We start from the raw sequence: 21,543 nt of genomic DNA, 5'->3' as shown, positions 1-21,543 counted from the left end.
CTGGCAGGGTTGCATCAGAAATTCACGCCGAAGCTGAGCGCAACGTAGTCGCGGTCGACGTTGGTATTGAAATCGCCACCGAAGTAATTGGTGTAACTCAGGCTGGCGGTGTAGGTGTTCTGGTAGTCGGCGTCGACACCGAGACTGACGGCTTTAGAGCCCTCTTCGAAGTTCGGCCCGTAACCCTCGACGTCATGCGACCAGGCGATGTTCGGCGACAGGTTGATGCCGGCAAAAACGTTCTGGTAATCGAGCTTGCCGCGCAGGCGGTAACCCCAACTGTTGCTGGTATAGAAGCCGTCGCTGTTGCATTCCTGCGCCGGGTTGCTCGCATTGGGCAGGCCCGCCGCGCTGCCACGGCACGTGGTGGCGCCGACCACGCCCGGCAGCTCACCGGAACCGAACGCCGGGCTGCGACCAAAACGCAAATCCGAGCCATCAGCCTTGCCCAGACCATTGATGTGGTTGTAGCCCACCTCGCCGACCACGGTCAGGCGGCTCGCACCGAACACTTGATCGAAGAACTGTGTGGCAGTCACTTGCGCCTGGGTCACTGGCATACGCTTGTAGCCGTTGACCTCGGCACCCAGGGTGCGCCCGGCGAATCCGGTGGTGATCAGCGGCGAAGTCGCGCCGAAAGTCGCTGCCGAAAGCAAATCGGCGGTGTTCAATTGCAGCGGCATGTTAGGCCGGTAGCTGACTTCACCGCCCAGCGACACGCCCTCGACGTTTGTCTGGAAGCTCAAGCCATAGAGACGAATGTCTTCCGGGTAATCAATGAAATAACGCGCACTGCGCGCCGAGGCCACGCCGCCAGCCGCGCTGCTCATCTGGCTGATGCTCAGGTAAGGATTACGGCTGTGGTAGTTCATCGCGTAGGCACCGAATTCGGTGTCGTTGGCTTCCGGCACGTACCAGCGCAACGCCAGGCCATACTGGCCGCTGTTGCGCGCATCGTTGTCTTTCAGGCGCGGGATGTAGGCATCGTCAGTCCCGGCGGCAATGGCGGCCAGACTGCCAGTGTTCTTCGCCACGCCTGGCGCCAGATCCTGGCCGGCGATCACCAGACGGTCATTACAGCCCTGCGGAACGCCATCGTTACCGAAGAACGTGCCGCAGTTGTCGACCACCGATTTGTCCCACTGCAACTGGTAGAAACCTTCGGCGGTGACGTTGTCCGCCAACCCTTGCGAGACGTAGAGCAAGTTGACCGGGATCAACCCCTCCTTCACTTCGGCACCTGGCCTGCGCAATGCCGCGACGTCGATCGGGTTGATGCTGTTGATCGAGTTGCCGATGAACGTGCTCTCGCCCCAGCTCACCACTTGCTTGCCAAGCCGCACGTTGCCGACCTGATCGCCGATCGTGTAGTTGTGGTAAACGAAGCTGTCGAGGAACATCGCCCCGGAAGATTTGGCGGCGCGATCTCGCCCCGAATCATCGATGTCGTAGAACGGCCGATGCTCGTCCATCAATTCGAAGTCGTACCAGTATTTGCCCCGCACGAAGGCGCCGCTGTCGCCGTACTTCAGTTCCAGGTCATGCACGCCCTTGAAGATCTTTGAGAAGGTTTCGCCTTTCTTGAAGTTCAAGCGGTTGTCGTCGGTGGTGCGTGAGGACGATTCACCGGTCTTGCCCTGGGAGTTGAAGTTGGAAATAAACTGCTTGTCGGGATCAGAGGCCGACCAACTGGCGCCGATCGACAGCGACGAATCGAACTTCGCTTCAATCTCGCCAATGTTGAAATCAACGGCGTGAGCGCTATTGCTCACACCGGTGGCAACCATTACAGCTACGGCCAGCAGACTTGGCTGGAAGACGCCGCGCATTGTTGTTTTTGTCATGCGGTTTCTCCGGTTAAGGATGACGGGTTGAGCGCTCATGCTAGCGAGGCGCCGGGTCTGCCCTCACACCCGAATGGGTGATTTGGATGACGGGTTTTGCAGCGATTTTTCGAAGGTGTAACGGCTCTTTTTCAAGTCGCGCTCCGGGGCGTTACCAGGGGTGACACTCAGCCGGTAAACGTTGGCGTACGCTTATCGATAAACGCTGCAACGGCTTCGCGATGGTCGGCGGTCTGGTGCGACAACACCTGAAACGTCGCAGACATTTCCAGCAAGGTGTCGAGTCGGGTGTGCAAAGCTTCACGCAACAAACGCTTGGCCAGACGCACCGCGTGCGGCGGGTTGGCAGCAATGGCTGCGGCTATGTCACGGGCACTGTCGAGCAACTGATCGGCGGGTACCACTCGCGACACCAGGTTCCATTCCGCCGCTTGGCAAGCGTCGATCATTTGCCCGGTCAGGGTCAGTTCGGTGGCCCGCGACAACCCGATGATGCGCGGCAACAACCATGCGCCGCCGTCACCCGGAATGATCCCGAGCTTGACGAAGCTCTCGGCAAACTTCGCCTGTTCGGAGGCAATGCGGATGTCGCACATGCACGCCAGATCAAGGCCGGCGCCGATGGCTGCGCCATTGACAGCGGCAATCACCGGCACTTCCAGATTGAACAACGCCAGCGGCAGGCGCTGAATGCCGGTGCGGTACTCCTGACGCAATTGCATGCCCGACATCTGCGCATAACGATCCATGTCACGCACATTGCCGCCGGAGCAAAAAGCACTGCCGGCCCCGGTGATGATCACCGCGCGCACGCTGCTGTCGCGCTCGATTCGTTCGATGGCTTCAAGGAATTCCGGCACGGCACTGTTGCCGGTCAGCGGGTTGCGTCGCTCGGGATCATTCATCGTCAAGGTGACGACATGGCCGTCCTGTTCATACTTCAAAAAAGCGCTCATAGCGGGTTCCTCAAGCGGCGGGCGATGGGGTGAGTTGACGCACGAATTCGCAGGCCCTGACGTTCGGCTGAGCCAACAGGGCCTGGCCTACGAGGCCGTTCCAGTAGGTTTCCGCGCCTTCGCTGATGCGCCATTCGTGCAGACGACGGGTGAACAATTGCAGGTCGAGCTCCTCAGTGATGCCGATCGCTCCGAACAAGGCGTGCGCAGTGGCGGCGACACTGGGCACGGCCATGCTGGTGCGCGCCTTGGCGATGGCGGTGGTCATCAGTTCCGGCACCGGGTGATCGCCAGCGAAAGCCAGTTGTGCGGCAATTCGCGCCGCCGCGACGTGCTCCGCCATGACGCTGAGCTGATGCTGCACCGCCTGGAATTTGCCAATGGCTTTGCCGAACTGCACGCGGTCGTTGCAGTACTCCAGGGTCATGTCTAGCACCCGCTCCATCGCTCCAGCGATGCTGGCGGCGTGGATCGCGGCATTGAACATGCGGATCTCTGCACCGTTGTCGCCGAGGGCCGGGCCCACCGTTTCGTCGGGCCAATACAGCGTCGCGCACAGGCTGCCGTGTACACCGTCAGACTCGCGTCGAGCCTGGGTGCAATCGAGCAGCAACAGTTCACCGTCGAGATTGACCAGCGCGAAATCGGCGCGTGATCCGTAAGCCAGATGCGGCACGCACAGCTCGCCATCAGCCTGACGCCGAGCGCTGCCGGACAACGTCAGCATTCCGGCCGGAGGGGCCTGCGGGCAGTCGCGCATCAGCGCGCGGGCGGCAATGCTTTGCGCCGCTGGTACGGGCAACGCATGACGACCGAACGCGAGGAAGATCGGCGCCAGCGACTCAAGCGACAGCCCGGCGCCATCGGCGATTTCCGGGGTCAACAATTCGAGAAAACCGCCTTCCTCCAGGGCTTGCCACAACGCTTGCGCGCCCTCACCTCGTTCAACCGCACGCACCCGCGCCGGCGTACACAGGTCGCTCAAAATCTTTTCAATGGCTTCAGTGAACATCACAAGGTTCCTGTTTGAATTCAGCGCAGGCCGAGACCACGGGCGATCATCCCGCGGAGGATTTCTCGTGTGCCGCCCCGCAGCGAAAACGTCGGTGCGACCTGATTGAGATACGCCACAGTGCGATACACATCGGCGTCAACTGCGGCGTCCGGATTCGCGCTAATGGCAGCGGCGATGGCGGCCGGGATCGCCTGTTCGAATTCGGTGCCGATGTCCTTGACCAACGCCGCTTCCACCACCGGGCTTTCGCCGCGAGCGAGCAACTCGGTAAGTGCCAGCGAGAGGTTGCGCAGGCTGCTGAGCTGGCTGATAAAACTGCCGAGCAACGTCGCTTCGGCAGCACTGGCACCGTGGCGGCGCAGGCTGTCGGCCCAGAGATCGAGCAAAACGATGCTGGAGTAAAAGCGTTCCGGGCCGCTGCGTTCGAACGCCAGTTCGGCGTTGACCTGCTTCCAGCCACTGCCCTCCTCACCGACCAATGCATCCTCACTGAGCAACACATCGTCGAAGGCCACTTCGGAGAAATGCGCGTCGCCGGCCAGATCGACAATCGGCCGCACGCTGACGCCCGGTTGCTTGAGATCGATGATGAATTGTGAGAGGCCGTTGTGGCGGTCTTCAGGCACGCCGCTGGTTCGTACCAGCGCAATCATGTAATCGGCGTGATGGGCGTTGGTGGTCCAGATTTTCCGCCCGCTCAGGCGCCAGCCGGTGTCGCAGCGGGTCGCACGGCTGCGCACGCTGGCCAGATCCGAGCCCGAGTTGGGCTCGCTCATGCCAATACAGAAAAATGCCTGACCGGCGCAAATGCGCGGCAGATAAAAATCCTTCTGCGCGTCGCTGCCGAACTTGAGGATCAGCGGCCCGCTCTGCCGATCTGCGATCCAGTGCGCGGCCACCGGTGCTCCGGCCGACAACAGTTCTTCGACCAGTACAAAACGACTGAACGCATCCAGCCCCGCGCCACCGTAGGCCGGCGGCAAAGTCAGGCCGACCCAGCCGCGTGCGGCCAATTGCCGACTGAACGCGGCGTCGAAACCGGTCCAGCTGCGCGCCCGCACATCCGGCGAAACGTCTGGCAGGTGTTCGCTGAGAAAACGTTTCACTTCAGCGCGAAAGGTTTCCGCGTGCGCCGGCAAGGCTGTCAGACGGAAGGCATCGAGCAAACTGCTCACTGCGCACCTCCGCCGGTTTTACCGTACAGCGTCACCACACAAGCACCGCCCAGACCGAGATTATGCGCCATGGCCAGGCGCGCGCCTTGGACCTGGCGATGTTCAGCATTACCGCGCAGTTGCTGGGTGAGCTCGTAGCACTGCGCCAGACCGGTTGCGCCCAGTGGGTGGCCCTTGGAAAGCAGGCCGCCCGACGGGTTGATGACGATCTGGCCGCCGTAAGTGTTGTCGCCGTCCATGACGAATTTTTCCGCGCCACCCTCAGGGCAGAAACCCAGCGATTCGTAGCAGATCACCTCGTTCTGGGCGAAGCAGTCGTGCAGCTCGCAGACATCGATGTCCTGCGGGCCGACCCCGGCCTTTTCGTAGACCTGATTCACGGCGGCGTGGGTCATGTGCGTGCCGACCCAATCGAGCATCGACGGCTTTTCGAAATTGAAGGATTGCGGGGTATCGGTGGTCATCGCTTGAGCGACGATTTCGACGTCGCGGCGCAGGCCGTGTTTTTTTGCGAAACGTTCGGAGACCAGAATCGCTGCCGCGCCGCCACAGGTCGGTGGGCACGCCATCAAGCGAGTCATCACCCCCGGCCACAGCACCGGATCGGCCATCACATCTTCGGTGGTCAGGACTTTGCGGAACAGCGCCAACGGGTTATTGGCGCCATGGCGACTGGCTTTCGCGCGCACGGCAGCGAAGGTTTCCATACGTGTGCCGTACTTCTGCATGTACTCGCGCCCGGCACCGCCAAAGGTGCGCAGGGCCTGGGCCATGTCGGCGCCGACATCGGCGGTGAGACCGCGCAGGATCGGCAAAAAACGCTCACGGGTCGGTGGGCGATCATCCCAGTGCGACTTCAATGCGCCAGCCTGCATCTGTTCGAAACCCACGGCCAACACGCAATCGGCGGAGCCAGACTCAATGGCCTTGCGCGCGAGGAACAACGCGGTCGAACCGGTCGAGCAGTTGTTGTTGACGTTGACCACGGGGATGCCGGTCATGCCGACTTCGTACAACACGGTCTGGCCGCAAGTGGAGTCGCCGTAGACGTAACCGGCATAGGCTTCCTGAACCAGCGTGTAATCGATGCCGGCATCGGCCAGCGCCCGGCGCACGGCTTCGGCGCCCATCTGCACGTAGGTCGGGCTGTCGCTGGGCTTGCGGAACGGGATCATGCCGACGCCGGCAACCAGTACTTTTTCGCTCATGGAATCACCTGAAAACGGGAGGAGGAAAGGCTTACAACTGGCGCGCGATCAGCTCGCGCAGGACTTCGCTGGTGCCGCCGAAAATGCGCGTCACGCGCATGTCGACGAAAGCGCGGGCGATCGGGTACTCGAGCATGTAGCCGTAGCCGCCGTGCAGTTGCACCATGTCGTCGATGCACTTGCACAGGGTTTCGGTGGCATAAAGTTTGGCAATGGCCGACTCCTGCACCGTCAGACGACGGCGCATGTGTTCGCCGATGTAATGGTCGATGGTCAGGCGCACGGCGGTGGCCTGCGCCTTGATGTCGGCGAGCTTGAATTTGGTGTTCTGGAAGTCCCACACGGTCTGGTTGAACGCCTTGCGATCCTTTACGTACTCGACGGTCTGTTCGAGCAGGCGTTCGAGTTTGGCGGCGCTGTACAGGGCGATCACCAGACGTTCCTGCGGCAGCTCTTCCATCAGGTGCATGAATCCCTTGTTCTCTTCGCCGAGCAGGTTGCCGACCGGCACGCGCACGTCGTCAAAAAACAGTTCAGCGGTGTCGGCTGCGTGCTGGCCGACCTTCTCCAACTTGCGTCCGCGACGGAAACCTTCACGGTTGCACTCGACCATGATCAGGCTGCAGCCCTTGGCGCCGGCGCTCGGATCGGTTTTGCAGACCACCACCACCATGTCGCAGGTCAGGCCGTTGCTGATGAAGGTTTTGCTGCCGTTGATCACCCATTCATCACCGTCGCGCACGGCGGTGGTGCGGATGGCTTTGAGGTCAGAACCGGTGCCGGGCTCGGTCATGGCGACCGCCAGCACGGTTTCGCCGGAACAGATTTTCGGCAGCCACTGTTGCTTCTGTTGTTCGGTGCCCAGACGCACGATGTACGGCGCGACGATATCCGAGTGCACGCCCAGGCTCCAGCCGGACACGCCGGCGCGGTACAGTTCTTCGATCAGCACCGCCGAGTGACCGAAGTCACCGCCACCGCCGCCGTACTCGGTCGGCACGGTCAGGCAGAGCAAATTGTGCTTGCCGGCCTTGAGCCAGGTTTCCCGGTCAACCTGCCCGGCCTCATCCCACTGCGCCTGTTTGGGCAGGCATTCACGCTCAAAAAAACGCCGCGCGGTTTCACGCAGCATTTCGTGGTCTTCACGGTAGACGGTACGGTTGATATGCATCGGACTCTCCAGTGGATGGCCAAGCGCGCGAGCGCCGGGTTCGTGAGTCCAATGTATTGACGGGGCGAACCATTGAAGCCACCCGGATCGGGTAGCGATGGCTGGGCACAGGATCGATGTTCAAGCGGCTGGCCTCTTCGCGAGCAAGCCCGCTCCCACAGGGGGATTGGTGCCGGGCACGGATCCAGTATGGGAGCGGGCTTGCTCGCGAAGGCGGCGGGTCAGTCGATGAGTTGCTGCTGGCGCAACTGTTGTTTGAGGATCTTGCCGGCGGCGGACAGGGGTAAGGCGTTGCGGAATTCGATGCTTTTCGGGCATTTGTAGCCGGCGATGTATTGGCGGCAATGGCGGCGTAATTGCTCGGCCTCCACCACGGCGCCGGGCTTGAGCACCACCACTGCATGCACCGCTTCACCCCATTGCTCGTGCGGTATGCCGATCACCGCCGCCATGGACACCGCCGGATGCCTGGCGAGGGCATTTTCGACTTCCGCCGAATAAATATTCTCGCCACCGCTGACGATCATGTCCTTCAAGCGGTCGACGATAAACAGATACCCCTGCTCATCCATGTAAGCGCCGTCGCCGGTGTACAACCAGCCATTGCGCAACGCCTTGGCGGTTTCTTCTGGACGGTTCCAATAGCCGAGCATGATGTTCGGTCCGCGCACGATGATTTCGCCGACGGTGCCACGCGGCACTTCCTGCCCCTGCGCATCGACAATCTTCACATTAACGCCGAGCCCGCCGCGCCCAACCGACCGCGACAAACCACTGCGTCGCGCCTCTGCCGTGTGGTTGCAGGGCAGATTGCTCGACACCACCGGGCATGCCTCGGTCAATCCGTAAGAATGCGAAAGCTCGATGTCCGGAAAGCGTTTCAGCACCTGCTCGACCATCTCACCGGCACTCGGCGAGGCGCCATAGGTCAGGCGTTTGAGAGTGCTCAAGTCATAACGGTCGATTTCGGGATGCGCCAATAACGCCAGGATCATGGTCGGCACCAACAAGATTTCGGTGATGCGCTCACGCTGAATGATCTGCAGCAGATTCTGCGCCTCAAACGTCGGCACAATCACATGGGTTTCGCCGGCGAGAAACTGAATCAACGCCCGCGCCATCCCGGCCACATGGAACAGTGGCGCCACGTGCAACAAGCGCCCGCCGGCAATCGGCGGCATGTCGACCATGCGCGGCATGCACGCCGACCACAGATTCAAATGCGATTGCATCACGCCCTTCGGAAACCCGGTGGTGCCACCGGTGTACATGATGCAGGCGAGGTCATCGCCGCCACGCCCGGCATCCTCCACTGGCGTGGCGTGGGCGATCAGTTGCTCGAAGCCGAGCATGCCCACTGGCACCTCGCCCTCCCCGGCAAACACGAAACGTGGCGCCTGCCGAGCCGTCTGACGAATCTCCTCGGCCATCGCGGCGAAATGCTCATCGACAATCAAAATAACCGGCGTGCAGTCATCCAGCGAATAGACGATTTCCGCCACGCTCCAGCGGCTGTTGACCGGGTTGAGCACCCCGCCGCCCCACCACACGCCCATGATGTATTCGAGGTAATGGTCGGAGTTGAGCGCAAGCATACTGACCCGGTCACCCGCCGCCATGCCCAGTCGTTGCAAGGCCCCGGCAAGCCGCGCGACACGTTCGCCAAACTGCTGATAAGTCTGGCGTCGCTCGCCGAAAATCGTCGCCAGGTGATCCGGGTTCAGCTGCACCGTGCGTTGCAGGCATTGAGTCATGTACATGGTGTCAGCTCACGCCCCGATCTTTGCCAGCCCAGAACGGTTCACGCAGATCACGCTTGAGCACTTTGCCGGCGCCGGACAGCGGCAACGCACTGCGGAACTCGACGCTTTTCGGGGTTTTGTAGCCGGCGATCTGGCGGCGGCAATGTTCGATGATCTCCACGCCCAGCGCTTGCGCATCGGTCTTGAGCACAATCACTGCGTGCACCGCCTCGCCCCACTGTGGGCACGGAATCCCGATCACCGCACACGCAGCGACTGCCGGGTGACTGGCAATCGCACTTTCGACTTCGCCGGAATACACGTTCTCGCCGCCACTGACGATCATGTCCTTGAAGCGGTCGACGATGTACAGATAACCGTCGTCGTCCATGTAAGCGCCGTCGCCGGTGTGCATCCAGCCACCGCGCAAGGCTTCGGCGGTTTCCTCGGGTTTATTCCAGTAGCCGAGCATGATGTTTGGCCCGCGCACCAACACTTCGCCGACGGTACCGCGCGGGACTTCGTTGTCGTGCTCGTCGACGATACGTACCGTCACCCCCAGCCCCGGGCGTCCGGCGGAGCGCAGCCGGCCATTGGCGATGCCCTCGGCGCTGTGGTTTTCCGGGCCATTGGCGGCGATCGGCGGCGCGGCTTCGGTCATGCCATAGCCTTGGGTGAACTCCACGGCTGGCAGTGCTTTCAGGGCCATTTCCAGCAGCGGCACGGCAATGGGCGAAGCGCCGTAAGTCAGGCTGCGCAGGCAACTTAGGTCATGCCGGGCGAACTGCGGGTGCATGATTAACGCCTGCAACATCGTCGGCACAATGAGAATGTCGGTGATGCGTTCACGCTCGATGGTCTGCATCACATCCAGCGCATCGAAGGCCGGGACGAAGATACTCGGCAAACCAATCAACGAGATCAGGATCACCCGCGACAGTGCCGCCAGATGGAACATCGGCGCGATGTGCAGCGTCAGCGCATCCGCCGGTACCGGCACATCGGCGGCGCGGGCGACGGCAGCCGACCACAGATTCATGTGCGACTGCATTACGCCTTTTGGCCGGCCGGTGGTGCCGCCGGTGTAGAGAATGCTGGCGAGGTCGTCACCTCCCCGAAAGGCATCGTCGACAGGGGTCCCATCCGCTATCAATCGCTCGTACGAGAGCATGCCTTCAGGCGCAGGGCCGTCGCCGACATGGATCAGCAGCGGTCGCACTTTGGCTGTGCTGGCGATGGCTTCAGCCATCGGCAGGAACGTGTCGTCGATTATCAGAATGCGCGTGTCGCAGTCATCCAGCGAGTAGACGATTTCTGCCACCGTCCAACGAATATTCACCGGGTTGACCACGCCGCCGCCCCACCAGGTGGCCAGGTAATATTCGAGAAAGCGGTCGGAGTTCAAACCGAGCAGGCCGACACGATCCCCGGTGTGCATGCCCAATGTTTGCAAGGCTCCGGCCAGACGCGCTACGCGGTCGGCGAGTTCGGCATAGGTGCGCCGGCGGTCGCGAAAGACCGTCGCCAGGGCGTGAGGTTGTTGCTGCAAAACGCGGTGCAGGCCTTGAGTCAGATACATGCGGGTGTCCTGTTAATTGTTGTTGTCAGGGATTGGCGCAGTGCGGGTCTCAGGCGCCGATGTATTTCGGCGCGCGGTTTTGTGCGAGGGCCACGCGTCCTTCGGTGTGATCTTCGCTGTCGCGCAAAAGGCCCCAGTGCAGGTGCGCCTGAATCACGAAATCCCGAGGGGTGAGGTGCGCGGTTTGAATCGCCAGTTGCTTGACCGATTGCACGGCCAACGGCCCATTGGCAGCGATGCGTTCGGCCAGACTCAGCGCGGCGGGCATCAGCCGATCTGCGGGCAACAGATCGATGATCAAACCGATGCGCAACGCTTCCTCGGCGCTGATCGGCTCACCGGTCAGGGCCATTTTCATCGCGTGAGCCGCTGGCACCGCGCGCAGCAGGTATTGCACACCGCCCGCCGCCGGAATGGTCGCGTCGCGCACTTCGGGTAAACCGAACGTGGCACTGGTGACGGCGATGCGCAGGTCGCATTGCAGCGCCAGCTCGAGACCACCGGCCAGACAGGCGCCATTGATCGCGGCAATTACCGGTTTCCAGACCTCCAGATCGCTGAGGTCAAACAGACGTGCATAGCCGCCCTCCTCGGCTTCGGTCTCGCGGCTTTTCAGCGAACTGGCGACAAAACCGGGCAGCACCCGCGACGGTTCACGCAGGCTCGCGCCGCTGCAAAACGCGCGGTCACCGGCGCCGTTCAGGACGATCACCCGCACTTGTTCGTCATCCTGACAAGCCACCAGCGTCTTGCGCAGGTGCATCAGGTCGCTGATGCTCAGCGCGTTGTTCGATTGCTGCGCATCGAGCGTGATAACCGCCACGTGCTCGATGATCTTGAACTGAATGGCCATGGGCTGACTCCTGCGCTCCGGGTGTTTCAAGTGTTTTTATTAGATTGGCGTTCAAGCCTTCAGGCCTTGAAACCCAGCCCCAACTCACGCAGACGCTCGATGGCCGCAATGTCGAAGCCCCAGTCGCGCAAGGCTTCGCCGCCGTGTTCGCCGCGTTGTGGCGCCGGTCGCGGCGTTGCGGAAGGTGTGGAGAGAAAGCGCGGCGCCGGCACCGGTTGCACCACGCCGCTGACCTCGATAAAGCTGCCCCGCGCCACGCTGTGCGGGTGTTCCGCCGCTTCTGCCAGGCCCAGCACCGGCACCACGCAGGCATCACTGTCGGCAAAGGCTTGTGCCCATTGCGTGCGGGTGCGGCTGAGAAAGGCATCGGTGAAGGCTTCGCGCAGACGCGGCCAGCCAGCGCGGTCGTGCTGACCCGGCAGATCGGCGTTAGCCAAGCCGAGGATCTCGAGCATCTGCACGTAGAAACGCGATTCGATCGGGCCGATCGACATGTGCTGCCCGTCAGCGGTTTCATAAGTGTCGTACCACGGCGCGCCGCCATCGAGCAGGTTGCTACCGCGCTGTTCCGTCCAGTGCCCGCCAGCCAGCAAGCCAAAGATCACTGAGCCCAATTGCGCCGCGCCTTCGGTCATGGCCGCATCGACCACTTGCCCGGCGCCACCGCGTTGCACATTGAGCAGCGCCGCCAGCACGCCCATCGCCAGCAACATGCCACCACCGCCGTAATCACCGACCAGATTCAACGGCGGCACCGGTTTTCCGCCGGCCGGGCCGATGGCCGAGAGCATGCCGGACAGTGCGATGTAATTGAGGTCATGGCCGGCACGGTCGGCCAGTGGCCCGGTCTGGCCCCAACCGGTCATGCGGGCGTAGATCAGCCGTGGATTGCGCGCCAGCGCCACGTCGGGGCCAAGCCCGAGGCGCTCGAGAGTGCCGGGACGAAAACCCTCGATCAGCACGTCGGCGCGTTCGATCAGCTCCAGTGCAGCAGTGATGCTTTGTGGGTCTTTGAGGTCGAGCGTCACCGAGCGTCGATTGCGCCCGGTGATGTCCACGGTTCTGCCCTCAAGCCTGGGTCCCAGATCGCTGGCGGCCTCCGCCCGGTCAATGCGCACCACGTCGGCGCCCATGTCCGCCAGCAACATCGTGCCGAACGGCGCCGGGCCGATTGCCGCAAATTCCACCACACGAATGCCGCTCAGTACGCCCATTGCTGCCGCTCCATTATTCTGATGGAGCGCCAGCCAGCACCCCTATTTTGTGCGATCCAGTAAATCAAGGCACCCACCAATCACCACCACCCGCATCGGGTGGCGGGGGCCAAACACAGGGTCATATCGGCGCGGGTGTGCGTTACACTCGGTGGCAATTCGTGCACTCTCATAACAAAAAAAGATTCGGACAGCCCCATGGACACACCTCGCAAGTCCAAAACCCCGGACACGCTCGCCAGTCAGGCCTTGAATCCTTCGCAGTCGCCGATTGTCAGCACCAAACTGATCCCGCCGCGCAGCGCCGGCCGGCTGATCTCCCGCGAACGTCTGCAAGAACAAATGCTCAAAGCGCGCCGCCAGCGCTGCATTGTGCTCAAGGGCCCGGCCGGTTGTGGCAAGACCTCGACGCTGATTGCCTGGCGTCAGGCGCTTTTGCCGCTGGGTTTCGACGTGGCGTGGCTGACGCTGTCGGCGGATGACAACGAGCTGACGCGGTTTCTCGACTACTTGCTGGCCAGCCTCGGCCAGATCGACCCGACGCTGGTGCACGAAGCCACGCAACTCGAAGGTCGCGGGATCGACAGTGAAGCCGTGGAGCGCGCGATTATCACCGTGGTGCGCAGCATCGCCAGCCGCTCGCGCGAACTGGTGCTGGTGCTCGACGACCTGCACCACCTGACCGATGTCGGCATTCATCAGGCGCTGCAATGGCTGATCGACTACGCCCCGGCCAACCTGCATCTGGCGTTGGTTTCGCGCAGTTCGGTGCCGTTATCACTGGCGCGTTTGCGCAGTCAGGATCTGGTGCTGGAACTGAACCTGCGCGATTTGCGCTTCACCCCGCTGGAGTCCGAAAAATTCCTCAAGGCGCAACTGGGTGAGATCAGCGCCCGCGACGCCAAGCGCATACACGAGTTGACTGACGGTTGGGTTGCCGGGCTGCAATTGCTGGCGGTCAGCCGCAAAAAAAATCGTCCGACCGAGGCCGATCAGGCGCAGTTGCGCGACGATCAGGCATTTGCCAAATTCTTTGAAGTGGAAGTGTTGTCGCACCTGTCGCCAACCGACCTCGACCTCATGCTGCTGATGGCCGTCTGCAACCGCTTTTGCGCTTCGTTGTGCGCCGCCCTCAGTGGCAACCCGGACGCCGTCGGTCAGGCCACCGATTTGCTGGCGCGACTGGAGCGGGACAATCTGTTCCTGATCCCGGTGGACAGCGCCGAACGCGAGACCTGGTATCGCCTGCACCCACTGCTGCGCGAGACCTTGCTGAAGTATTTCGACTCGCGCAGCAAGGCTGAACAACAAGCAGTGCATGCTCGCGCGTGGGCATGGTTTCGTGATCATCAGCATCTGGATGAAGCGGTTCATCACGCCGTAACCGGGGGGGATCCCGAGGCGGCGGCGGATCTGGTCGAGCAGCACGCCGAGGCGCTGTATGCCCACGGCGACCTGCGGATGTTGATTGAATTGGTTCGATTGCTGCCGGTCGAGCAAGTGCAGGCGCGGGTCAAACTGCGCATCCTCAAGGCGCGGATGCAACTGTATGCGCGTGATTTTGCGGCGTGCACGCAAAGCCTTGATCGACTGTTCGAAGACGTACCGCTCAGCGATGTGCATGACCGTTTCATGATTGCGCTGTTGCGCGCCTCGCTGGCGTTGCAGCGCGACGACACCGACGCGGCGATGACCGTACTGCCGCAACTGCTCAACCCACCGCTAGGCAGCAACAGCGTGGCGATCGGTTCCTGCGCCAACATTCTCTCGTGGCTGTACATGCATCGCGGCGAATACGAAAAAGCCCGGCAAGTGCAACTCGACCGGCCGACACTGCTGATCAACGGCGAACCGCTGCTCGGCACCACGGCCGGCAGTCTGCAGGGTCGTTGCTTGATTGGCTTGAGCCATGCGCTGGAAGGCCAGATGAAACAGGCCGAGCGCGTATATCGCGACGTGCTCCACGAAGCCACGCACTGCGGCAAGGCGGGCGCCGATGCGACGTATCTTTCGGCCGCGTTGCTCGGTGAGGTGTTGTACGAAACCAACGATGTCGATGCTGCGTTCAAACTGCTCTCCGGCTGGATCGACATTCTCGAACGCATCTCCATCCCCGACTCGGTACTGCGCGTATTGCAGGTGCTTTGGAACGTGCAATGGCTGGCCGGCAATCAACAGGAAGCGCAGGCGTTTGTCGAGCGGCTGAATGAGTACGCAGTCAAGCTGGGTCTCGATCGTCTGCAAGCGTATTGCCTGACGTGGCAAGTGCGCTGGCTGCTGATATTGGGCGAGACCACGCAGGCCCAGGCCCGTTTAGCGAAACTCGAAGCCATCGATGCGCGCCACCCGGATGCGGAACAGAGTGCGCTGAAGGAAATCCACATCCTTGCCGAGAACGCGCGAGCCCGCTGGCAAATCCATCAGGGCGACCTTGGCGGTGCGTTGCTGCGCATCGAAAAGCTGATCGATACCTGCGAGCTGCACCGCCGCCAACTCGGCACCGTGCGTCTGTTGGTGTTGAGCGCAGTCATCGAAAATCAGCGCGGTAATCGTCAAGCCGCGCGCGACAAAATCATGCAAGCGTTGCGCCGTGGCCAACGTTTTGGCCTGCTGCGCAGCCTGCTCGACGCGCACCCGGAGGCGCTGGATTTGATCACCGCGATCGCCGATGAAGAAACCCTCGACCCGGTGATCGCCTTCTACGTCGAACGCCTGCAAGCCGCCCACGTCACCACCCCCGCAGTGCCCAACGGCAAACCCGCAACGACAGCGCCAGGCAACCCCCTCGCCAGCGGCATTGAGCCCCTGAGCGAACGCGAAATCGAAGTGGTGCGCCTCCTCGCCCAAGCCCTGCCCAACAAAAAAATCGCTCGCGCCCTGGGCCTGTCCCCGGAAACCGTGAAATGGCACCTGAGCCATATCTACAGCAAACTCGGCGTCAACAGCCGCGACGAGGCCGTGGCACGGGTGCGGGATCTGGAATCACAGGACGGTGCAGACCTCAGCCACTAAAGCCCGGCACACCACAATCCTTGTAGGAGCCGAACTTGCTCGCGAAGGCTTCGGCAGGTTGAATATCAACGTAACCGGCAGACCGCTTTCGCGAGCAAGCCCGCAGTTGGAACCGGGTACTTCAAAAGAACACTGTTCGGCTCTAAGACCGCCATCGCTGGCAAGCCAGTTCCCAGACAAGCGCATGATTTCAGCCGATCCCACCCACCTCGGGTGGCGTCCGCCCAACGCCCCCACCCTATCGTAACCCTCAGTTCCAAGCCGCCCCCGGCCCGTGATCATTGAGGAGTCTTGCGTGCACATCGCCCGAACCGTTTTCCGCGACGACCATGAAATGTTCCGCACCACCGCGCGGCGTTTCTTCGAACGCGAATGCCTGCCACGCCAAGCCGCTTGGGACGCCGCCGGCCAGGTCGACCGCGAAACCTGGCTCAAGGCCGGCCGCGAAGGCTTGCTTGGCATCACCCTGCCCCCAGAGTACGGCGGAGGAGGCGGCGACTTCGGCCACAGCGCCGTGTTCAACGAAGAATTCGCCCGCGCCGGCGTCAGCGGCCCCTACTTCGGCATGCACTCCGACGTCATCGCCCCCTATATCAACCGCTGCGGCAACGAAGAACAAAAACAACGCTGGCTCCCCGGCATCTGCAGCGGCGAAATCATCCTTGCCATCGCCATGACCGAACCCGGCACCGGCAGCGACCTCAAAGCTGTGCGCACCAGCGCCGTACGCGACGGCGACGACTACATCATCAACGGCAGCAAAACCTTCATCAGCAACGGCCTGACCGCCGACCTGATCATCGTCGTCTGCAAAACCGATCCTGCCGCCGGTGCCAAAGGCATAAGCCTGATCGCTGTCGAAGGCCACCGCGCCGGTTTCAAGCGCGGTCGCAAACTCGACAAGGTCGGCCAGCACGCGCAGGACACCGCCGAATTATTCTTCGACAACGTTCGTGTACCCGTCGGCAATCGTCTCGGCGGAGAAGGCCTGGGCTTCACCTACCTGATGGGTGAGCTGCCACAAGAGCGCTTCTCCATCGCCGTGTCCGCCGCCGCCAAACTCGAGCGTTTGCTGGAGCAGACTGTCGATTACGTCAAGGATCGCAAGGCCTTCAATCAAACCGTCTGGGACTTCCAGAACACAAAATTCAAACTCGCCGACATCAAGGCCCAGGCCACCGCGATGCGGGTGATGGTCGATTACTACCTCGGCGAACACATGCGCCGACGCCTGAGCCTGGAAGAAGCCGCGATCGCCAAGCTGCACACCACCGAAACCCTGTGGAAATGCATCGACGACATGGTGCAGTTGCACGGTGGCTACGGCTACATGATGGAGTACCCGATCGCCCGCGCCTTCGTCGACATGCGCGTCAACCGCATCTACGGCGGCACCAGTGAAGTCATGCGCGAATTGATCGCACGCAAGCTCTGACCCTCAACAACAAAAAAGGAAAACACAATGAGCCATAAGGTATTCGTTGCTGGCGTCGGCATGATCCAGTTCAAGAAACCGGGAACCAACGAGCCCTATGACGTCATGGGCGAACAGGCGATCCGTCAGGCCTTGGCCGACGCGGGCCTGAAGTTCGAAGACATTCAGCAGGCTTACGCCGGTTACGTTTACGGCGACTCCACCTGCGGTCAGAAAGCGCTGTACCGCGTCGGCATGACCGGCATCCCGCTGATCAACGTCAACAACAATTGCGCCACCGGCTCTTCGGCGCTGTTCCTTGCCCGTCAGGCCGTGGCCAGCGGTGTGGTGGATTGCGCGTTGGCGTTTGGCTTCGAGCAGATGAACCCGGGCGCACTGAAGTCAGCCTGGACTGACCGTGCCCCGGCCACCGAGCGCGCGCTCAATCTGACCAACGAACTGGTCGGCATGCCTGATCTGCCGACCGCGATTCGCCAGTTCGCTGGCGCCGGTTACGCACACATGCAGAAGTACGGTACGCAGCTGGAAACCTTCGCCAAGATCCGCGCCAAGGCCAGCCGTCACGCTGCGAACAATCCGCTGGCGGTGTTCCGCAATGTGGTCAGCACCGAAGAAGTCCTCGCCGCACCGATGCTCTGGGAAGGCGTGCTGACACGGTTGATGGCGTGCCCACCGACTTGCGGTGCCGCCGCGAGCATCGTGGTCTCCGAAGCCTTCGCAAAAAAACACGGCTTGCGCACCGACGTATTGATCGCCGGCCAGGCGCTGACCACGGATTTGCCGAGCACCTACGACGCCAAGGACATGATCCGCGTGGTCGGTTTCGACATGACTCGCATGGCAGCCGAGATTGCTTACAACCAGGCCGGCATTGGCCCGAAAGACATCGACGTGATCGAGTTGCACGACTGCTTCGCCCAAAACGAATTGCTGACCTACGAAGGCCTCGGTCTGTGCGCTGAAGGCGGCGCCGAGCAACTGGTCAACGACGGCGACAACACCTATGGCGGTGAATGGGTGACCAACCCGTCCGGCGGCCTGCTCTCCAAGGGTCACCCACTGGGCGCCACCGGTCTGGCGCAGTGCTACGAGCTCACCCACCAATTGCGCGGCACCGCTGACAAACGTCAGGTGCAGGACGCGCGTATCGCCGTGCAACACAACCTCGGTCTGGGTGGTGCCTGCGTGGTCACCGTTTACCAGAAAAACTGAAGCGCCCAGTCCTCAACGGAGCCCTGCAGATGATCGACAAGAAACACATCGGCCGCCAATTGCCGACCTTCCTCGCCACCGCCGAAGCCGGGCAACTGCGCTTCTTCGCCAAGGCTACCGGGGAAACCAATCCCGTTTACTTCGACGAACAAGCCGCCCGCGACGCAGGCTATCCGGGCCTGCCGCTGCCGCCGACGTTTCTGTTTTCGCTGGAATTCCAGATCCCGTCGAACGCCTGGCGTGACGAGTTGGGCATCGTCACCGCGCGGATTCTGCATGGCGAAGAATCGTTCCGATATCACCGCATGGCCTACGCCGGTGACACCTTGCGCTTCGAAGTGCGCATTGCCGACATCTACGACAAAAAGGGCGGCGCGCTTGAGTTTGTGGTGCGTGAAACCCGAGTGACCAATCAGCACGGTGAGCATGTCGCGGATCTGCGCAGCGTGCTTGTGCAGCGCAACAGCTGAAGCGGAGAACCCTGATGAACGCGATAAGCCTGGAAAAAATCAACGTCGGCGACACCCTGCCCCCGCTGGCCCTGCCGCCGATCAACCGCACCACCCTGGCACTGTTTGCCGGCGCATCCGGCGATCACAACGCCATTCACATCGACAGCGATTACGCGCGCAAGGCCGGCATGGCCGACGTGTTCGCCCACGGCATGTTATCGATGGCCTACCTCGGTCGCTTGCTGACGCAATGGGTCGATCAGCGCCAATTGCGCGAGTTCGGCGTGCGCTTTCTCGGCATCACCCACCTGGGCCACCAGATCACCTGCACCGGCAGCGTTGTCGAGCTGTTCGAGATCGACGGCGAACGGCGCATCAAGGTTGAAGTACGCACCACCAATCAATACGGCGAAACCAAAATTGTTGGCGACGCCGTGATCGCTCTGTAAACAAATCCAATAATCGAGGAGCAACACCCCATGGCAAAACTTGAAGGTAAAGTCGCACTGGTCACCGGTTCCGGTCGCGGCATCGGTCAGCAGATCGCCCTGAAACTGGCGAGCGAAGGCGCGCGCATAGTGATCAACGACCTTGACGCCGATCCGGCCCACGAAACAGCGGAAATGATCCGCAAACTGGGTGGCGAAGCGGCCGTCTGCCACGGCAACGTCAGTGCGCCGGACTTCGCAGAACGCTACATCAAGACCGCGATGGACAACTTCAACGGCATCGACATCATCGTCAATAACGCCGGTTACACCTGGGACGACGTCATCCAGAAGATGACCGACGAGCAGTGGTACGCGATTCTCGACTGCCACATGACCGCACCGTTCCGCATCCTGCGTGCCGCCTACCCGATCATCAAGGCGCAGGCACAAGCCGACGTCGCCGCCGAGCGCGAAGTGTTCCGCAAAGTGGTGAACATCTCTTCGGTGTCGGCACTTAACGGCAACGCCGGGCAGATGAACTATTCCTCGGCCAAGGCCGGTGTGCTCGGCATGACCCGTGCGTTGGCCCGCGAGTGGGGTCGCTTCAAGGTCAACGTCAACGCCGTGGCATTCGGTTTCATCGAAACGCGCATGACCAGCGCCGACGCCCACGCCGGCGCCACCGTGAACATCGAAGGCCGCGACATCCGCGTCGGCATCAGCCCGGAAGCGGCCAAGTCGTTCGCCCAACGCAACCCGCTGGGCCGTCCGGGCACCACCAAGGAAGCGGCCGATGCGGTGTACCTGTTCTGCTCGCCGGAATCGAATTACATCACCGCACAAACCATCGCCGTCGCCGGCAATCTGCAATAAGCATCGCGGTGAGGGGCTTTCCCCTCACCTCACCTGCGCAATGTGAGATTGATGAGTGGAGGATCCCCTTTTGAACATGACTGAAATCAATATCCGTCTGGCCGCCATCAAACTGATCTCGCGTAACGGTTATGAATCGATGAGCCTGCGCCAGTTGGCCACCGAAGCCGGCATAAACGCCTCAACGCTGTACCTTTATTACAAAGGCAAAAACGAGTTGCTGCTGGAGCTGATTCTGGAGTACCTGCAAGGCCTGACTCAGGCGTGGCGGCGCTGCCGTCCGAAGACCGCCAGCGCCGACGTGAAAATGCGCGCGTTCATTGCCTGTCACGTGCGTTATCACCTCGAACACCAGGACGAGGCCATGCTTGGCAATCTCGAATTCCGCAGCCTCGCTGAAGAAGATCTGCAGCAAGTCCGTCAGGCCCGACGCCTGTACTTGAAAGGTTTGCAGGATTTGCTGGAACAAGGCGTCCGCGAAGGTTCACTGAGCTGCGCCGAACCAAAACTGATGGCGCGCACGCTGTTCAACATGCTCACCCACGCCTGTGTCTGGTATCAGGCCGATGGCCGTTGGGGCATTGACGACGTGATCGAACATTACTCAGAGCTGGTGCTGAAAATGCTCGGCGCCAGCGCCCTCCCCGCACCCCGCCTCTCGGTGCCGCGCGCCGTGATCAGCCGTCATCACGCGCCAATGGAGGTGCGGCCATGAGTGATCTCATGCAACCGTTTTCCATGGCCGGCAAAACCGTGTTGGTGGCCGATGCGGCGACGCGTCTGGGGGCGCACTTCGCCCGTTTGATCAGCCTGGCCGGTGCAAAAGTCGCCATCGGCGCGCAGCATCCTTCGCAGTTGGAGCAACTGGCGGCAGACCTGCGCTGGGATGGAGGTGAAGTGTTGATCGTCGCTCTCGACAGCGCCCGGCGACCGAGCATCGAAGCCGCCCTGGACACCGTTAAAGAGCGCTTTGGCAGCGTCGATGTATTAATCAACAACAGCGCCGAACGCGAGCACATTGCGTTGAACAATCACATCGTTCACTGCACCAGCCTGCATATGATCGAGGCCGAGCGCGGCGGCAGCATCGTCAACATCGACCCGCCGCCGCGACCGATCACCGAGCCCAACCCATGCCTGCGCGGCAACAGCAGCCTGATTCGCATGAGCCGCGCGATGGCCCAGTCGCTGACACCGCATCGCATCCGCGTCAACGTCATCGCCCCCGGCCGAGGCAAAGACGCCGGCCTGCAAGAATTCGACGGCCCGTTGTTGTTGCTGGCGAGCGGTGCTGGCGCCAGCGTCACCGGCGCTGTTTTACACATCGACAACCGCGCCACCTGATACGGGTGGGGTGGTCGGATACAAGAC

The 21,543-nt window shown here is 61.8% G+C and carries 18 protein-coding genes; 8 read left to right on the top strand and 10 right to left on the bottom strand.

The annotated features are described in order from the left end of the window. Nucleotides 1-14: 14 nt before the first annotated feature. The 10 genes from AD669_RS11410 to AD669_RS11365 form a co-directional block, all read right to left on the bottom strand. Nucleotides 15-1,844 carry a DUF1302 domain-containing protein gene (locus tag AD669_RS11410; RefSeq protein ID WP_053119739.1) on the bottom strand — a complete coding sequence of 610 codons (1,830 nt, stop codon included), beginning with the start codon at nt 1,842-1,844 and terminating at the stop codon, nt 15-17. A 167-nt stretch (nt 1,845-2,011) separates the two neighbouring features. Continuing rightward, nucleotides 2,012-2,800 (bottom strand): crotonase/enoyl-CoA hydratase family protein, encoded by a 789-nt coding sequence (locus tag AD669_RS11405; protein WP_053119737.1) that lies wholly within the window; start codon nt 2,798-2,800, stop codon nt 2,012-2,014. Nucleotides 2,801-2,810: 10 nt separating this feature from the next. After that, nucleotides 2,811-3,812, bottom strand: coding sequence for an acyl-CoA dehydrogenase family protein (locus tag AD669_RS11400; protein ID WP_053119735.1), 1,002 nt, complete (start codon nt 3,810-3,812; stop codon nt 2,811-2,813). A gap of 20 nt (nt 3,813-3,832) precedes the next feature. Beyond that, nucleotides 3,833-4,990 (bottom strand): acyl-CoA dehydrogenase family protein, encoded by a 1,158-nt coding sequence (locus AD669_RS11395; protein WP_053119733.1) that lies wholly within the window; start codon nt 4,988-4,990, stop codon nt 3,833-3,835. Continuing rightward, nucleotides 4,987-6,198 (bottom strand): lipid-transfer protein, encoded by a 1,212-nt coding sequence (locus tag AD669_RS11390; protein WP_053119731.1) that lies wholly within the window; start codon nt 6,196-6,198, stop codon nt 4,987-4,989. Before AD669_RS11390 ends, AD669_RS11395 begins: the two co-directional genes overlap by 4 nt. Nucleotides 6,199-6,229: 31 nt before the next feature. Continuing rightward, the gene (locus AD669_RS11385; protein WP_053119729.1) at nt 6,230-7,369 is read right to left on the bottom strand and encodes an acyl-CoA dehydrogenase family protein; all 1,140 of its coding nucleotides are present in this window, start codon (nt 7,367-7,369) and stop codon (nt 6,230-6,232) included. Nucleotides 7,370-7,590: 221 nt separating this feature from the next. Further along, on the bottom strand, nt 7,591-9,129 hold the full coding sequence (locus tag AD669_RS11380) for a long-chain fatty acid--CoA ligase (protein WP_053119727.1): 1,539 nt from the start codon (nt 9,127-9,129) through the stop codon (nt 7,591-7,593). A gap of 4 nt (nt 9,130-9,133) precedes the next feature. Next, complete coding sequence (locus AD669_RS11375; protein WP_053119725.1) at nt 9,134-10,690, bottom strand: long-chain fatty acid--CoA ligase; 1,557 nt, start codon at nt 10,688-10,690, stop codon at nt 9,134-9,136. Between the two features lie 49 nt (nt 10,691-10,739). Next, nucleotides 10,740-11,543, bottom strand: coding sequence for an enoyl-CoA hydratase/isomerase family protein (locus AD669_RS11370; protein ID WP_053119723.1), 804 nt, complete (start codon nt 11,541-11,543; stop codon nt 10,740-10,742). A 59-nt stretch (nt 11,544-11,602) separates the two neighbouring features. Next, nucleotides 11,603-12,757, bottom strand: a complete 1,155-nt coding sequence (locus AD669_RS11365; RefSeq protein WP_053119721.1) for a CaiB/BaiF CoA-transferase family protein — start codon at nt 12,755-12,757, stop codon at nt 11,603-11,605. A 198-nt stretch (nt 12,758-12,955) separates the two neighbouring features. On the opposite strand from AD669_RS11365, the gene AD669_RS11360 reads away from it, so the two are divergent. From AD669_RS11360 to AD669_RS11325, 8 genes are all read left to right on the top strand, one after another. After that, complete coding sequence (locus AD669_RS11360) at nt 12,956-15,769, top strand: LuxR C-terminal-related transcriptional regulator (RefSeq protein ID WP_053119719.1); 2,814 nt, start codon at nt 12,956-12,958, stop codon at nt 15,767-15,769. Between the two features lie 334 nt (nt 15,770-16,103). Further along, nucleotides 16,104-17,204 carry an acyl-CoA dehydrogenase family protein gene (locus AD669_RS11355; RefSeq protein ID WP_256218855.1) on the top strand — a complete coding sequence of 367 codons (1,101 nt, stop codon included), beginning with the start codon at nt 16,104-16,106 and terminating at the stop codon, nt 17,202-17,204. 27 nt (nt 17,205-17,231) lie between these two features. Next, nucleotides 17,232-18,416, top strand: a complete 1,185-nt coding sequence (locus AD669_RS11350; RefSeq protein WP_053119715.1) for a lipid-transfer protein — start codon at nt 17,232-17,234, stop codon at nt 18,414-18,416. 29 nt (nt 18,417-18,445) lie between these two features. Continuing rightward, nucleotides 18,446-18,886, top strand: coding sequence for a MaoC family dehydratase N-terminal domain-containing protein (locus AD669_RS11345; RefSeq protein ID WP_053119713.1), 441 nt, complete (start codon nt 18,446-18,448; stop codon nt 18,884-18,886). Between the two features lie 14 nt (nt 18,887-18,900). Continuing rightward, nucleotides 18,901-19,317: a MaoC family dehydratase gene (locus AD669_RS11340; protein ID WP_053119711.1), complete on the top strand. Its 417-nt coding sequence runs from the start codon at nt 18,901-18,903 to the stop codon at nt 19,315-19,317. Nucleotides 19,318-19,347: 30 nt separating this feature from the next. Next, a complete protein-coding gene (locus tag AD669_RS11335) occupies nt 19,348-20,172 on the top strand; it encodes an SDR family NAD(P)-dependent oxidoreductase (RefSeq protein WP_053119709.1) in 825 nt (274 codons plus the stop codon). A 76-nt stretch (nt 20,173-20,248) separates the two neighbouring features. Continuing rightward, the gene (locus AD669_RS11330) at nt 20,249-20,887 is read left to right on the top strand and encodes a TetR/AcrR family transcriptional regulator (protein WP_256218847.1); all 639 of its coding nucleotides are present in this window, start codon (nt 20,249-20,251) and stop codon (nt 20,885-20,887) included. Continuing rightward, on the top strand, nt 20,884-21,516 hold the full coding sequence (locus tag AD669_RS11325) for an SDR family NAD(P)-dependent oxidoreductase (protein ID WP_053119705.1): 633 nt from the start codon (nt 20,884-20,886) through the stop codon (nt 21,514-21,516). The genes AD669_RS11330 and AD669_RS11325 overlap by 4 nt, the downstream gene beginning before the upstream one ends. Nucleotides 21,517-21,543 lie beyond the last annotated feature (27 nt).

Source organism: Pseudomonas sp. P1.31, from assembly GCF_001269815.1.
Taxonomy (GTDB): Bacteria; Pseudomonadota; Gammaproteobacteria; order Pseudomonadales; family Pseudomonadaceae; genus Aquipseudomonas; species Aquipseudomonas rustica.
Note: the sequence above shows the minus strand (reverse complement) of the source record. Positions and strands in the feature narration are given on the sequence as shown.